Here is a 13,523-nt window from a genome sequence, read left to right as displayed (position 1 = left end):
TCCGGCTTCGGTTCAGCCATCGGCCGCCTCCGCCAGGCTCCGCTGCACCACCAGGGCCAGGCGCTCCAGGTGCTCGCTGCCCGTGTGGGGGTTGCCCAGCACCGCCTTGAGGTGGTGGAGCCCCCGGTAGACGGGCCGCGACAGCATCAGCTGCTCCCCCAGCAGGGCCGCCCGGGTGGCCGCACTCCAGCGTTCGGCGCCGGCGGCGCCTGAGCGCTCGGGGCGGAAGGCAAGCAGGTGCAGGGGACCGCTGCAGAGGGTCAGGCCACCGATCGCCCGCAGCCGCCGCTCCAGCTCGCTGCGGCGCTGGACGGCCGCCTCGATCAGGGCGGCCATGCCGTCGAGGCCGAGCTGGCGCAGCCCCAGCCAGAGCTTGAGGATCTCCCCCGGCCGGGTGCCCTGCAGGCCCGACTCCCCCTGGTGGCCGCCGCCCCAGCTGGGCTCCATGTAGGGCAGGCCGGTGCTGAAGGCCCGCTGCAGGTGGCGGGGGTCGGCCAGCAGCAGCAGGGAGGAGGTCTTGGTGATGCCGAGCAGCTTCTGGGGGTTGACCGTGATGGAATCGGCCAGCCCCAGGCCGCCCAGCAGGGGCCGGAGTCGTTCGCTGAAGGCGAAGATCGCCCCGATGGCCCCGTCCACGTGCAGCCAGTGGCCGTAGCGACGGCAGAGGGCGGCGATGGGCTCCAGGGGATCGAGGGCGCCCCGGACGGTGGTGCCGGAGGTGGCCACCACGGCGATCACGGGGATGCCGGCCCGATCGAGCCGGGCCAGCCGCTCCTCAAGGGCCAGGGGGTCGAGGTCGCCGGCAGCGGTCACCGGCAGCCGCACCAGGGCCTCGGCCGGCAGGCCCATCACGGCGACGGCCTTGATCAGCGAGACGTGGGCCTCCTCGCTGCAGAGCACCACCGCGTCGGACCGGGTCGCCAGGCCCCGCTGGTGGCGGGCGGTGACCAGGGCCATCAGGTTGCTGAGGCTACCGCCGCTGGCGGCCACCCCGCCGGAACCCTCGGGCAGGCCGAAACGCGCCGCCATCCAGGCGCACAGGGCCCGCTCCAGGCGGCTCAGGCTGGGGGAGAGCTCCTCGGCCAGCAGGTTGTTGTTCAGCCCGGCGCAGACCAGATCGGCCACGATCGAGGCCGACAGGGGCGGCGGGTCGAGGTGGGCCAGGGCGCCGGGGTGGTTGGGGTTGTAGGCCCCCTCCATCACCAGCTGGAGATCGGCCAGCAGCCGCTCGCTGCCCAGGCCTTCGGCCTCCGGCTCCACCGCCGGCAGCACGCTCAGACCAGGCAGGGGGGTGCCGTGGCCGGCCTCACCCAGCCAGCGGCACAGCAGGGTCGACGCCTGGTGCAGAAAAGCCTCGAGGGCCGGATCCACCTGGAACGGATCCACAAAGGAGCCGCACTCCGTGGGGGGCGGCGCATGCCGCTGGGCGGGGGGGACGCTGGCCAACGGCGACGGTGGGGGCTTCGGCATTCTGCCGCTTGCCCCTCCGGAGGCATGGCTAGAAGAAGTCCATGCTGCATGACGCGTCCATGCTGAATGACGCCGCCAGCCAGCTCTGGATGGACCGGCTCCTGCGCCTCGCCGACGCGGTCGGGGCCGGCGGGGAGATCCCGGTGGCGGCGGCCCTGCTGGATGAGGCCGGCCGCTGTGTGGGCTGGGGCAGCAACCGGCGCCACCGGCGGGCGGACCCGCTGGGGCACGCCGAGCTGCTGGCCCTGCGCCGGGCGGCGGCGGCCCGGGGCGACTGGCGCTTCAACGGCTGCACCCTGCTGGTGACCCTCGAGCCCTGTCCGATGTGCGCCGGCGCCCTGATCCAGGCGCGGGTGGGCACGGTGATCTACGGGGCGGCCGATCCGAAGCGGGGCGGCCTCGGCGGCAGCCTGGATCTCTCCTGCCACCCCAGTGCCCACCACCACATGGTGGTGAGGGGGGGCGTGCTGGGGGAGCGGGCCGGGGAACAGCTGGAGACCTGGTTCCGCCAGCGGCGCCGGGCCCATCAGGAGCACCGGGCCGGGGGAGAGGGCCAGGCCTGACTCAGGCGATGGCGGCCGCGACGGCCGCGGGCGACGGCCGGAAGGCGGGCAGTTCGCTCTCGAAGATGGCGAGCAGGCGATCGACGTTCTCCGGGGTGCTGTTGTAGCCCATCAGGCCGATGCGCCACACCTTGCCGGCCAAATCCCCGAGCCCGCCGCCCACCTCGATGCCGAAGCGGTCGAGCAGATGGCGGCTGAAGGCCTTGCCGTCGACTCCCTCGGGAATCCGGACCGTGGTGAGGGTGGCCAGCCGCAGGGGCTCGCTGACATGCAGCTCAAGCCCCAGCCGCTCCAGGCCGGCCCAGAGGCGCTCGGCGTTGCTACGGTGGCGCGCCCAGGCGGCCTCCAGCCCTTCTTCGGCCAGAAGCCGCAGGGCTTCCCGCATGCCGAAGTTCATGTTGACCGGGGCGGTGTGGTGGTACACCCGGTCGCTGCCCCAGTACTTGTTGAGCAGGGAGACATCGAGGTACCAGTTGGGCACCTTGCCGGAACGGGCGGCCAGCTTGGCCTCGGCCCGGGGGCCCATGGTGAAGGGGCCCAGGCCGGGGGGGCAGCTGAGGCCCTTCTGGCTGCAGCTGTAGGCCAGGTCCACCTTCCAGGCATCGATGTGCAGCGGCACGGCCCCCAGGGAGGTGACCGTGTCCAGCAGCAGCAGGCAGTCGTGCTGCCGGCAGAGGTCGCCGATGCCCTCCATCGGCTGGCAGACGCCGGTGGAGGTCTCGGCGTGCACCATCGCCAGGATGGTGGGCTTGTGGGCGGTCAGGGCGGCTTCGAGTTCGGCCAGATCGAAGGACTCTCCCCAGGGCCGCTCGATCGTGACCACCTCGGCCCGGTAGCGGCCGGCCATGTCGACCAGGCGCTGGCCGAAATAGCCCATCACCGCCACCAGCACCTTGTCGCCGGGTTCGATGGTGTTGGCCAGCGTCGCCTCCATGGCGGCGCTGCCGGTGCCGCTCATCGGGATGGTGAGCCGGTTGTCGGTCTGCCAGGCGTAGCGGAGCAGTTCCTGCACCTCACCCATCAGGTCGATGTAGAGGGGGTCCAGGTGGCCGATCGGCATCCGGGCCAGGGCCTGCAGCACCGTGGGGTGGGCATTGGACGGTCCTGGACCCAGCAGCAGACGCTCGGGGGTGGCGATGGGGTCCAGGGCGAGCCGGTGGGCGCTGCTGACGGATGGAGGCACTGGGAGAGAAGGCAAGACCTGGCGGGGAGGCAGTAGTGAACTGAGATTAGGGAACGGTCGCCTCAGCGGGCCCGGACGTTGCTGGAGGAGAGGCCGCGGCAGAGGTGCTCAAAGGGGGCCCGCACAAGGGCGGTATCCACCATGCCGGCATCGGCCAGCATCTCGGCGATCACCTCACCGAGCAGGGCGATGCTGCGGACGGTGGGACCGGTGGGCACCCCCAGGCTCTTGTAGGTGTCGTCGAGACCGTTCAGCACCCGCTCGTCGAGGATGGTGAAGTCGTCAGCCACCAGGGCGTAGCTGGCGTAGCGCAGGAAGTAATCCATGTCCCGCAGGCAGGCCGCCAGACGCCGGGTGGTGTAGGCGTTGCCGCCGGGGAGCAGCAGTTCCGGGTCCTCCAGCCAGAGGCGCTGGGCCGCCTCCCGGACGATGGTGGCGGCTTCCCGGTTGATCAGCTCGACCGCGGCCAGCCGCAACTCCGCCTGACCGAAATAGGAATCGATCCGATCGATCGCGGAGCGATCGAAATAGCGGCCCAGCTGGTCGTAGCGACCGATCAGACCGGTGATGGCATCTCGCATGGACGAAACGGATCGACGCACCTGAAGCGGAAGGTAGCACTCGCAATCCGCCAGATTCCTGTGCTGCGGCTGGTTCTGGGGAATCTGACAGAAACGGTTACGCGGCCACCGGCGGATCGGGGGGGCACCATCGTGGCGGCAGCCTTCCCACCCGCCCCCCGCCATGGCCCCCTCCGCCCAGGACGTTCTGCGCCGCCTCGGTGACGACGGCATCGAGCGCCTCGACTTCAAGGTGACGGACCTGGCGGGGCGCTGGCAGTCGATCGGCCTGGATGCGCATCGTCTCGGGGAGGGAGCCTTCCACCACGGCCTGGCCCTCGACGGCCTGGTGCTGCATCCGGACCCGGCCACCGCCTGGATCGACCCTTTCCTCGCCCCCCGGAGCCTGAGCCTGATCGCCGCGGTCGAGGGGCCACCCGACGGCGCTGGGCGCCTCCGCCACTGCCCGCGCACCCTGGCGGCCCGTGCCCTGGCCCTGCTGGCGGGCAGCGGACTGGCGGATGCCGCCCGCTTCGGCACCGAGTCGGGCTACTTCCTGTTCCAGGAGCTCACCTCCGGGGCCGACGAGCTCGGCTGCGGTTACCGCATCGCCCTCGGGGCCGCTCCGCCGGAGGCTCTGCACAGCGAGCTGGCGCTGACCCTGGCGGCCCTGGGGATCCGGGCCCGGCTGCCGCTCCAGCCGGCGGCCGGTCCCCTGCAGCACCTCACGCTGGCCAGCGACGATCCGCTGCGGGCCGCCGACGCGCTGATGGTGAGCCGCTACGTGGTGCGGAACGTGGCCCGCCGCCACGGCTGGAGCGCCACCTTCCTGCCCAGGCCCACCCTGGAGGGCGCCTGCGCCGGCCTGGCGGTGCACCAGAGCCTGTGGAAGGCGGGCCATCCCCTGTTTGCCGGCGAAGGCACCTACGGCGACCTCTCCCAGACGGCCCGCTGGTACCTGGGGGGGCTGCTGCGCCATGGCCCCTCGCTGGCCGCCTTCACCAACCCCGGCACCAACAGCTACCGGCGGCTGGGGAGCAGGCCCCAGGCGCCGACCCGCCTGGCCTATGCCCGCCACGACTCCGCCACCGTGGTGGCCGTTCCCGAGCCGGACAGCGATCCCGGCCGGCGGCGGCTGGTGCTGCGCCAGGGCGACGGGCTCGCCAATCCCTACCTGGCCTTCAGCGCCATGCTGCTGGCGGGCCTCGATGGGGTGCGCCACCAGATCGATCCCGGCCCCCCTGCTGATCGGGAGCCCGCCCCATCGTCTGCCACCTTGCCCACCGACCTGCGCGCCGCCATGGCGGCCCTGGACGACGACCACGACTACCTGCTGGCCGGCGATGTCTTCGGCCGGGAGCTTCTCGATGACTGGACCGCCCTGAAGCGCCGTGAGGTGGAGGCCCTGGAGCAGCGACCCCATCCGCTCGAGTTCGTCGGCGAAGCCGACGCCTGAATCAGGGCCTGAGCAACCAGGCCAGCAGCAGCCCGAGCCCCCCCCAGCGCAGGGCCGTCCAGAAGCGGTCGCTTTGGCGCCCGCGTGGCAGCAGGGCCTCCGGGAGCGGATCCAGCAGCCGCTGGGCCAGCTCCAGCCGCTGGCGCCGGCGGCGCAGGCTGACACCGCTGGCGGCGACCGCCCCGGAGCGACCGGCCAGGCTCAGCACCGCCGCCAGATGGTGGAGCACTCCGGGGGACGGGGAGCGGCGGGGGCGCTGGGGACGTCTCATGGCGGCGCGATCGACAGGGCGTGACCTGGAGCGACAGGATGGATCCACTTCGGTCCGATCGTCCAGTGGAAGCCCCCGCCGCTCCAGCCGGATCGCCTTCCACGGCCGGCGCCACCGTCCCGGCGAGCCGCTCCTGGCCCGCCGACGCCCTGCCCCTGGCCGAGCGCCTGCACCGCCAGCTCAGCATCGGCGACCGGGAGTGGCACGCCCTGAAGCGTCAGCGGCCCCGGCGGGCTGCCGAACAGGTGGCGGCGGCGCTGGTGCAGCTGCTCGCCGCCGATGACCCCGGCGCCAGTGCAGCCACCGACGGCCGCCTGCGCGCCATCGCCCTGCTGGAGAACGCCCAGGCCTGGCTGCGGGCCGAGATCAGCGATCCGGGCTGTCCTGCCCACGGGCGCTGACCGCCGCCCGACGGGCCGCCAGCTGCAGACGGTTGCCGCGACCGCTCCAGCGCACGTCGTCGAAGCAGTGGTGGATGAGAAACAGCCCTCGGCCGGAAGGGGCATCCTCCTGGCAGGGCAGGCAGGCCTGGCGAGCGTGGGCCGGCAGGCCGGGCCCCTCGTCCTGCACCTGCCAGATCACCCAGCGCGGCGTGACGATCCGTCGGACCCTCAGGCACTTGCCCGGATCGCAGCCGTTGCCGTGTCGCACCGCATTGACCAGGGCCTCCTGGAGACCGAGCTGAAGCTCCGCCTGGCGCAGAGCGCAGCCGATGGGTTCAAGGAGCAACTCCACCAGCGGCGCCAGCTGCAGGGTGGAGGGGGTGATGTAGTCGGCCCAGCGGAGCTGCATGAAGCAGGTAGTCCCATTCGCCTGACCGGAACCTAACGCGGGCGCCCTGCCGCTGCCTCCTCCAGGCGCGCCTGGATCGCGGGATGTTGCAGAAGGGCATCCATGAGGCGCACGCCCCGGAGCTGGTTGATCAGGGGCATGTGGCCCTCCGGGGCCTCGATCGACCACTGGAAGGAGCCTGGGTAGCGGGTCCAGGTGCCTTCGGTCTTCCAGGCCAGACGGGGCCAGAGGCGCTCCCACTGCCCCTGGCAGGCCTGCAGCAGCCTGGCCTGGGCCGAGAAGCCGAAGCGTCCCTGGGAGTAGCAGGTCCAGAGGCGGTCGAGGCTGGTGAGATCGGTGGCGGGCATGCCAGCCACCTCGCTGTAATAGACGTAGCCGCGGCGCACGGCCCCCTCGCCGGCCAGCTGGCGCAGGTGCTCGCTGGTGAGCCGGTCGGCCTCCTCGAACGCCTGCCGCATCAGGTGCAACTGCAGCGGCGCGTAGTCGAGTCCGGCGACGCTGGTGACGGCGAGCCAGCCCTGGGGATGGCGGGCCAGCAGGGCCTCCTGGCGGGCGCTGTCACCGGAGGCCAGCAGCAGCTGGATCAGGTGGCCGGCGGCCCAGTCGTCTCCGGTGGCATCGAGGAGGTCGAGACGGTCCGGGATCAGATCCAGCAGGGCCGACCCGGCCTGTCCAAGGGTGCCCAGCAGGCTGCGGCGCTGACGGGCCGAGCCCGTGAGGAAACGCTCCAGCAGCTGATCGGCATCGACGGTGCTGGAAACCGGAGGACCGGAGAGCATGGGGGAGACGACCGGCCGGAAAGGCAGCAGGGTGGGACCCACTATGTCAGGAGCGATGGGCACTGGCCTGGTGCCGGGGGTCCGGCCGTGAAGCCCCGCAAAGAGCCGTGACGGGCTCTGCCTAAAGTCACCTTTTGAGCGAGTGCCATGGCCGCCGCCATTCAGTTCTTCCGCGGGGTGGACGAGACGGTCGTGCCCGACATCCGCCTGACCCGTTCACGGGATGGCCGCACCGGCCAGGCCACCTTCGTGTTCGAGGAGCCCGAAGCCCTGGCCCCCCAGTCGATGGGGGACATCACCGGCATGTTCATGCTCGATGAGGAAGGCGAGATGGTGACCCGGGAGGTGAAGGCCCGCTTCGTCAACGGCAAGGCAAGCGCCCTGGAAGCCACCTACACCTGGAAGAGCACCGCCGACTTCGAGCGTTTCATGCGCTTCGCCCAGCGTTACGCCGACGGCCATGGCCTGGGCTTTGCCGGCCAGGGCGATGAGTCGGCCGAGGAGGCGCAGGAGGACGTTTGAAATTCGGCCAGTGGCTGGGCCTGATCGCCCTGCTGGCGGCGCTCGTTCTGCTGTGGAGCCTGCGTGACGCCCTGATCCTCCTGTTCGCCGCCGTGGTGCTTGCCATGGCCCTCTGCACCCTGGTGGGCGCCATCCGGGAGCGGATCGGCGTCGCCCGCCCCGTCGCCCTGCTGCTGGCCCTGCTGCTGGTCAGCCTGGTGGTGCTGGTGGTCGCCACGGTGGTGATCCCACCCTTCATCGCCGAGTTCCGCGAACTGTTGCTGCAGGTGCCGCGGGCCTGGGCCGAGCTGCTCAAGCTGCTGCGCCAGGCCCTTGAGGGGGCGTCCCAGATGGTGTACGGCCGCCGGGACGGCAGCCTGGACTGGCTGAAATCGACCCTCCAGATTCCCGCCACCCTGCCCCCCGACCTGCTGGGCCGGCTGGGCGGCGGCGCGATCGGCCTGGTGGGGGTGGCCGGCAACCTCGGCGCCGGGCTGCTGCAGACCCTGTTCGTGGTGGCCGTCTCCCTGATGGTGGCCGCCCAGCCCACCGGCTATCGGGAGGCCCTGCTGCTGCTGGCGCCCTCCTTCTACCGGCGGCGGCTGCGGCAGGTGCTGGTGGCCTGCGGCACCGCGCTCAGCAGCTGGATGGTGGGGGTGCTGATCAGCTCCGTCTGCGTGGGCCTGCTGGCGGCCATCGGCCTGTCCCTGCTGGGGGTGAAGCTGGTGGCGGCCAATGCCCTGCTGGCGGGCCTGCTCAACATCATCCCCAACGTGGGACCCACCCTGAGCACGGTCTTTCCGATGTCGGTGGCCCTGCTGGATGCCCCCTGGAAGGCCCTGGCCGTCCTGGTGACCTACGTGATCATTCAGAACCTGGAGAGCTACGTCATCACCCCCTCGGTGATGCACCACCAGCTGCAGCTGCTGCCCGGCCTGACCCTCACGGCCCAGCTCTTGTTCACCCTGTTGTTCGGCCCCCTCGGCCTGCTGCTGGCCCTGCCCCTGGCGGTGTGCCTCCAGGTGCTGCTGCGGGATGTGCTGATCCATGACATCCTCGACCCCTGGAAGCGGGAACGGCGGCAGACATGAAGGCACGCACCCTGCTCGGGGCCCTGGCCCTGGTAGCGCTGTTCCTGCTGCTCTGGGAACTGCGCTGGGTGCTGCTGATCCTCTTCGGCGCCGTGGTGCTGGCGGTGGCCCTCGATGTGCCCACCAGCCTGCTGCGCAGACTCACGCCGCTGAACCGGGGGGCGGCCCTGTCGCTGGTGCTGCTGGTCCTGCTGGTGATCGGCTGGGTGCTCGCCAATCTGCTGCTGCCGGAACTGATCGACCAGGTCCGCCAGTTCAGCCAGCTGGTCCCCGAACTGCTGGATCGGCTCGGGGATGTGGTTCCCAAGACCCCCCTGCTGCGCGACCTCGACCGGCAGCTGGCCGAGGGGACGCTCTGGGACCGGCTGCAGCCCCTGGGCGGCCAGCTGCTGGGGGTGGCCGGGGGTGCAGCCAACAGCACCATCCAGCTGCTGCTGATGCTGCTGCTGGCGATCCTGATGGCGCTCGATCCGGCCAGCCACCAGCGGCTCCTGATCGCTGCCACGCCGCGGTTCTACCGCCCTCGCATGCAACAGCTGCTGGGGGAATGCCGCGAGGCCCTCGGGGGCTGGCTGGCGGGCATGACCATCTCGGGCACGGTGGTGTTCGTCACCACCTGGGCGGGCCTGGCCCTGCTGCAGGTGCCGCTGGCCCTGCTCAGCGGCCTGGTCTGCGGCCTGCTCACCTTCGTGCCCACCATCGGTCCCACGGCCGCCACCCTGCTGCCGCTGGCGGTCGCCCTGCTGATCTCCCCGGCCAAGGTGGTCCAGGTGCTGGTGCTGCGGCTGCTGCTCCAGAACGGCGAAGCCTTCCTGCTCACCCCGCTGCTGCTGAGCCGCACCGTCAACCTGCTGCCCACCGTGGCCCTGATGGCCCAGCTGAGTCTGGGGGCCCTGCTGGGACTTCCCGGACTGCTGCTGGCCCTGCCCCTGGTGGTGGTCCTGCAGGTGGCTTGCGAAGAGGTGCTCGTCCGGGACGTGATGGATCGCTGGGATCGGACCTGATCACCGGATCGGACCTGATCGCGGGAACGGCCGGGGGCCGGGGCTGGCCGTCTCAGCCGCGGACGCGTCGGTAGTGGTGCCAGAGGGAGGGCTGGGCCACCAGCACCGTGACGGCCAGGAGGTGGGAGCGCACGGCGGCGGTGAGGGAGGTCAGGGTGAGGTGGTCCCAGAGCAGGATCAGCTCGACCCGCAGGTCGATCAGGGCCAGCACCAGCAGCACCACCGGCAGCAGGGGCCAGCCGCCGCGCCGGATCGGCTCGCTGCGGTCGGGGCCCCTCATCGCTTCGAGAACACCGGCAGCAGGGTGGGCGCCAGGCCGATGCTCGACCAGCTGCCGACGGCGATGCCCACTGTGAGCGCCACGGCAAACCAGAACAGAGTGCTGCCGCCGAAGAAGATCAGGGCCACCAGGGGCAGCAGGGTGGTGAACGAGGTGTAAAGCGATCGGGTGAGGGTGGCATCCACGGCCACATCCACCTGATCCACCAGGGGAAGATCAGCCAGGTTGCGGCGCTGCTCGCGGATCCGGTCATAGACCACCACCGTGTCGTTGACCGAATAGCCGGCGATCGTGATCAGGGAGACGGCGAACAGGGAATCCACCTCGATCCCCTGGAGCAGCCCCAGCCAGGCGAACAGCCCGCAGGTGATCAGCACGTCGTGGGCCAGGCACAGCAGGGCCAGCACGGCGAAGATGCCGCTGTAGCTGAAGGAGATATAGACGGAGATGGCCACGAAGCTCACCAGCAGGGAGATGAGGCTGCCGCGCAGCAGTCGCGAGCCCAGGGTGGGGCCGATCGTGTTGACCGAGGTGCCGCTGGAGCGCAGCGGTCCGAACCGCTTGCCCAGGTCATCGATGAGGGCCGTGCTCTGGTCGGCGTCGAGGGCCGGCAGTCGCAGCAGCAGGGAGCGGCCGCCGTCCAGCACCTGCACCGAGGCGCTGCCCAGGCTCGGGGGCCGCTCCCCTTCCGGGGACGGCAGGGTCAGGCGGCTGAGGCCCTCCCGCACCTCGACGGGGGTGACCGGCTTGCAGGGGGCACAGTCCCGCTCCACCTGCACCTGGGTGCCGCCGGTGAAATCGAGGCCGGGCCGCAGGGGCGCATGGATGGCCGGGTTCAGCCAGCAGAGGGCCAGCCCCAGCAGGCTGAGGCCGCAGGCCAGCCCCGAGCCCAGCCAGGCCAGCCGCCGGTGACGGTTGATGCGGAAGCGGGGGGAGGGGACGGAGGTCATGGCAGTGATTCAGGCCGCGCCCGCCGGGGCCGCGCCGGCCCGGAGAGGGGGCAGCTGGCGGGCGGGGAGGAAGTAGGTGGGGCGCCGCAGGGTCGGGTAGCTCATCAGCAGCCGCAGCAGGGTGCGGGTGCAGGTGAGGGCGGTGAACAGGCTGAGCAGCAGGCCGATCGCCAGGGTGACGGCAAAGCCCTTGACCAGGCCGGTGCCCAGGAAGAACAGGGCAGCGCAGCTGATCAGGCCGGTGACGTGGCCGTCGATGATCGAGGACAGGGCCAGGGAGAAGCCCGTGTCGATGGAGCGGATCAGGGTGTTGCCGGCCCGCAGCTCCTCCTTGATCCGCTCGAAGATCAGCACGTTGGCATCCACGGCCATGCCCATGGAGAGGATGAAACCGGCGATGCCCGGCAGGGTGAGGGTGACGGGAATCAGGGCATAGATGGCCAGGTTGAACAGGGCGTAGAGGCTCAGGGCCACCACCGCCACCATCCCGGGCAGGCGGTAGACCACCGCCATGAACACCGCCACCAGGGCCAGGCCGGAGAGGCCGGCCACCAGGCTGGAGCGGATGTTCTCGGCCCCCAGGGACGGACCGACCGTGCGCACTTCAACGATCTTCACCGGCAGGGGCAGGGAGCCGCCCCGCAGCTGGACCTCCAGGTCACGGGCCTCCTCGGCGCTGAAGTTGCCGGTGATCGAAGCGGATCCGCCGGTGATGCCGGCCACCTTGAACTGCTCGCCGACGCTGGCCTCGCTGATCGACCGCCCATCGAGGACGATGCCGAGCACCCGGTTGGTGCCGGCGATCGACTGTGTGAGGGCGGCGAACTTCTCACCCCCTTCCCGGTTGAAGCCCAGGGTCACCTCCCAGCCGGATCCGGTGGCCTGCTGCTGGCGGCCGGCACTGGTGAGGTCCTTGCCGGTGATCAGGGGAGGGCCGTAGAGGGCAAGGATGCGGCGATTGGTCTCCCGCAGCAGCAGCTCCAGCTGGTCGACCTCACTGGCGCCGGCGGGAACCTTGATTCCGAGGGAGGTGAGCGCCTTGGCCAGATCCTCCGGCGACAGGGAGGACGGTGGCGGCGGCGGTGTGGCCGTGGGGTCATCGAGGGCGGAGGGGGGCCGCTTGGAGCGCAGCACCGACTCCGCCTGGCGCTTGAGGCCCAGCAGGCCTTGCATCTCCTGCTCGGTGCCGGGCTTCTGGGCGCGGAACTCCAGCAGGGCCGTGCTGCCCAGCACCCGGGCCGCCTGGCTGGGATCCTGCTCGCCCGGAAGCTGCAGCACCAGCTGGTCGCTGCCCACGGCCTGGAGGGTGGATTCGGCCACACCCAGGCCGTTGATGCGGCGCTCCAGCACGTCCTTGACCGCCTCGAGCTGTTCGGTGTCCACCCGGGTGATGGCCCCGGCGGGCATCACCTGGAGGGTGAGCTGGCTGCCGCCGCGGAGATCGAGGCCCAGCTGCAGGCCGTAGTTGGCCAGCAGGGCCCCGGAGGCGATCGTGAGGGCGAGGATGAGGGCGAACCAGCCCTGTTGACGTCCCATCTCAGCGACGACCCGCCTTCAGATCGTGCGCCGCGGCAACGATCTGGTGGGGCTGAATGATGGTGAGGTTCTCCAGATTGCCGTTGTAGGGGGTGGGGATGTCCTGGGAGGAGAGGCGCACCGGCCGGGCGTCGAGGTCGTCGAAGCAGTGCTCGGTGATCAGGGCGATCAGTTCGGCCCCGATGCCGCCGGTCTTCATGCACTCCTCCACCACCACCACCTTGTGGGTCTTGCGGATCGAGCGGGCGATGGTCTCCATGTCGAAGGGCTTGAGGCTGATCAGGTCGATCAGCTCGACGTCGACCCCCTCGGCCTCCAGCTGCTCCACCGCCTTGAGGCAGTGGTGGCGCATGCGCGAATAGGTGAGCATCGTGACGTCCTTGCCTTCACGCACGACCTCGGCCTGGTCGAGGGCACAGATGTAGTCGCCCTCGGGGATGTCCTCGCTGAGGTTGTAGAGAAGAACGTGCTCGAAGAAGAGCACCGGATTGTTGTCGCGGATGGCGGCCTTCATCAGGCCCTTGGCATTGGTGGGGGTGCTCACCGCCACGATCTTGATGCCCGGCACGGCATGGAAGTAGGCCTCGAGGCGCTGGCTGTGCTCGGCACCGAGCTGGCGGCCGACGCCGCCGGGTCCGCGCACCACCGCCGGGATCGTGTAGTTGCCGCCGCTGGTGTAACGCAGCATCCCCATGTTGTTGGAGATCTGGTTGAAGGCGAGAAGCAGAAAGCCCATGTTCATGCCCTCCACGATCGGCCGCAGGCCGGTCATGGCGGCACCGACGGCCATGCCGGTGAAGCTGTTCTCGGCGATGGGGGTGTCCAGCACCCGCAGTTCGCCGTACTTCTCGCAGAGGTCCTTGGTGACCTTGTAGGAGCCGCCGTAATGGCCCACGTCCTCTCCCATGACACACACATGGGGGTCGCGGGCCATCTCCTCGTCGATGGCTTCGCGCAGGGCGTTGAACAGGAGAGTTTCAGCCACGGAGCAGGGGCCTGTGCGCGGCCAACCTATCTCAGCCGCCGGCGGCGAAGGTGCTGAGCAGCAGGACCGACAGGAGCATGCCCGGCAGCAGCAGGACCACCA

General features: G+C 70.8%; 16 protein-coding genes. 6 read left to right on the top strand and 10 right to left on the bottom strand.

Translation table 11 applies throughout. The features are described from left to right. Nucleotides 1-12: 12 nt before the first annotated feature. On the bottom strand, nucleotides 13-1,446 hold the full coding sequence (locus tag CJZ86_RS03200) for a pyridoxal phosphate-dependent decarboxylase family protein (protein WP_198960064.1): 1,434 nt from the start codon (nucleotides 1,444-1,446) through the stop codon (nucleotides 13-15). An 83-nt stretch (nucleotides 1,447-1,529) separates the two neighbouring features. On the opposite strand from CJZ86_RS03200, the gene CJZ86_RS03195 reads away from it, so the two are divergent. Continuing rightward, nucleotides 1,530-2,033, top strand: coding sequence for a nucleoside deaminase (locus tag CJZ86_RS03195; RefSeq protein WP_094584714.1), 504 nt, complete (start codon nucleotides 1,530-1,532; stop codon nucleotides 2,031-2,033). Nucleotide 2,034: 1 nt separating this feature from the next. Here the strand turns inward: CJZ86_RS03195 and CJZ86_RS03190 are convergent, their stop codons facing one another. Next, the gene (locus CJZ86_RS03190) at nucleotides 2,035-3,216 is read right to left on the bottom strand and encodes a pyridoxal-phosphate-dependent aminotransferase family protein (RefSeq protein WP_233133810.1); all 1,182 of its coding nucleotides are present in this window, start codon (nucleotides 3,214-3,216) and stop codon (nucleotides 2,035-2,037) included. A gap of 62 nt (nucleotides 3,217-3,278) precedes the next feature. Further along, nucleotides 3,279-3,797, bottom strand: a complete 519-nt coding sequence (locus CJZ86_RS03185; protein WP_094584506.1) for an allophycocyanin subunit beta — start codon at nucleotides 3,795-3,797, stop codon at nucleotides 3,279-3,281. 163 nt (nucleotides 3,798-3,960) lie between these two features. Between CJZ86_RS03185 and CJZ86_RS03180 the strand changes: the two genes are divergently transcribed. Next, complete coding sequence (locus CJZ86_RS03180; protein ID WP_094584505.1) at nucleotides 3,961-5,232, top strand: glutamine synthetase family protein; 1,272 nt, start codon at nucleotides 3,961-3,963, stop codon at nucleotides 5,230-5,232. A gap of 1 nt (nucleotide 5,233) precedes the next feature. Here the strand turns inward: CJZ86_RS03180 and CJZ86_RS03175 are convergent, their stop codons facing one another. Further along, on the bottom strand, nucleotides 5,234-5,503 hold the full coding sequence (locus CJZ86_RS03175) for a hypothetical protein (protein WP_143594024.1): 270 nt from the start codon (nucleotides 5,501-5,503) through the stop codon (nucleotides 5,234-5,236). 38 nt (nucleotides 5,504-5,541) lie between these two features. On the opposite strand from CJZ86_RS03175, the gene CJZ86_RS03170 reads away from it, so the two are divergent. After that, a complete protein-coding gene (locus CJZ86_RS03170) occupies nucleotides 5,542-5,904 on the top strand; it encodes a DUF6439 family protein (protein WP_190609334.1) in 363 nt (120 codons plus the stop codon). Here CJZ86_RS03170 and CJZ86_RS03165 read toward each other — a convergent pair. Both CJZ86_RS03165 and CJZ86_RS03160 read right to left on the bottom strand, forming a co-directional pair. Further along, nucleotides 5,870-6,295, bottom strand: a complete 426-nt coding sequence (locus tag CJZ86_RS03165) for an ATP-binding protein (protein WP_094584503.1) — start codon at nucleotides 6,293-6,295, stop codon at nucleotides 5,870-5,872. The genes CJZ86_RS03170 and CJZ86_RS03165 overlap by 35 nt on opposite strands. Nucleotides 6,296-6,327: 32 nt before the next feature. Then, nucleotides 6,328-7,074 carry a GUN4 domain-containing protein gene (locus CJZ86_RS03160; protein WP_094584712.1) on the bottom strand — a complete coding sequence of 249 codons (747 nt, stop codon included), beginning with the start codon at nucleotides 7,072-7,074 and terminating at the stop codon, nucleotides 6,328-6,330. A 147-nt stretch (nucleotides 7,075-7,221) separates the two neighbouring features. Between CJZ86_RS03160 and psb28 the strand changes: the two genes are divergently transcribed. From psb28 to CJZ86_RS03145, 3 genes are read left to right on the top strand one after another with little or no spacing between them, the layout of a single operon-like run. Then, nucleotides 7,222-7,596, top strand: coding sequence for a photosystem II reaction center protein Psb28 (gene psb28, locus CJZ86_RS03155; protein ID WP_094584502.1), 375 nt, complete (start codon nucleotides 7,222-7,224; stop codon nucleotides 7,594-7,596). Beyond that, entirely contained in the window at nucleotides 7,593-8,666 is a 1,074-nt protein-coding gene (locus CJZ86_RS03150) for an AI-2E family transporter (RefSeq protein ID WP_094584501.1), read from the top strand. Before psb28 ends, CJZ86_RS03150 begins: the two co-directional genes overlap by 4 nt. Beyond that, nucleotides 8,663-9,670 carry an AI-2E family transporter gene (locus CJZ86_RS03145; protein ID WP_094584500.1) on the top strand — a complete coding sequence of 336 codons (1,008 nt, stop codon included), beginning with the start codon at nucleotides 8,663-8,665 and terminating at the stop codon, nucleotides 9,668-9,670. The genes CJZ86_RS03150 and CJZ86_RS03145 overlap by 4 nt, the downstream gene beginning before the upstream one ends. 52 nt (nucleotides 9,671-9,722) lie before the next feature. On the opposite strand, the gene CJZ86_RS03140 is transcribed toward CJZ86_RS03145, so the two are convergent. Genes CJZ86_RS03140 through CJZ86_RS03125 form a run of 4 tightly spaced genes read right to left on the bottom strand, consistent with a single transcriptional unit; the run spans nucleotide 9,723 to nucleotide 13,421 of the window. Continuing rightward, entirely contained in the window at nucleotides 9,723-9,950 is a 228-nt protein-coding gene (locus CJZ86_RS03140) for a hypothetical protein (protein WP_094584499.1), read from the bottom strand. Continuing rightward, on the bottom strand, nucleotides 9,947-10,900 hold the full coding sequence (gene secF, locus CJZ86_RS03135; protein WP_094584498.1) for a protein translocase subunit SecF: 954 nt from the start codon (nucleotides 10,898-10,900) through the stop codon (nucleotides 9,947-9,949). Before secF ends, CJZ86_RS03140 begins: the two co-directional genes overlap by 4 nt. Nucleotides 10,901-10,909: 9 nt before the next feature. Next, nucleotides 10,910-12,436: a protein translocase subunit SecD gene (gene secD, locus CJZ86_RS03130; protein WP_094584497.1), complete on the bottom strand. Its 1,527-nt coding sequence runs from the start codon at nucleotides 12,434-12,436 to the stop codon at nucleotides 10,910-10,912. A gap of 1 nt (nucleotide 12,437) precedes the next feature. After that, complete coding sequence (locus CJZ86_RS03125) at nucleotides 12,438-13,421, bottom strand: pyruvate dehydrogenase complex E1 component subunit beta (RefSeq protein ID WP_094584496.1); 984 nt, start codon at nucleotides 13,419-13,421, stop codon at nucleotides 12,438-12,440. Nucleotides 13,422-13,523: the final 102 nt, after the last annotated feature.

This window comes from Synechococcus sp. BO 8801, from assembly GCF_002252675.1.
In the GTDB taxonomy this organism is placed as follows: Bacteria; Cyanobacteriota; Cyanobacteriia; order PCC-6307; family Cyanobiaceae; genus Cyanobium.
The sequence above is the reverse complement of the archived record's forward strand: the minus strand, read 5'-3'. Positions and strand labels throughout refer to the sequence as shown.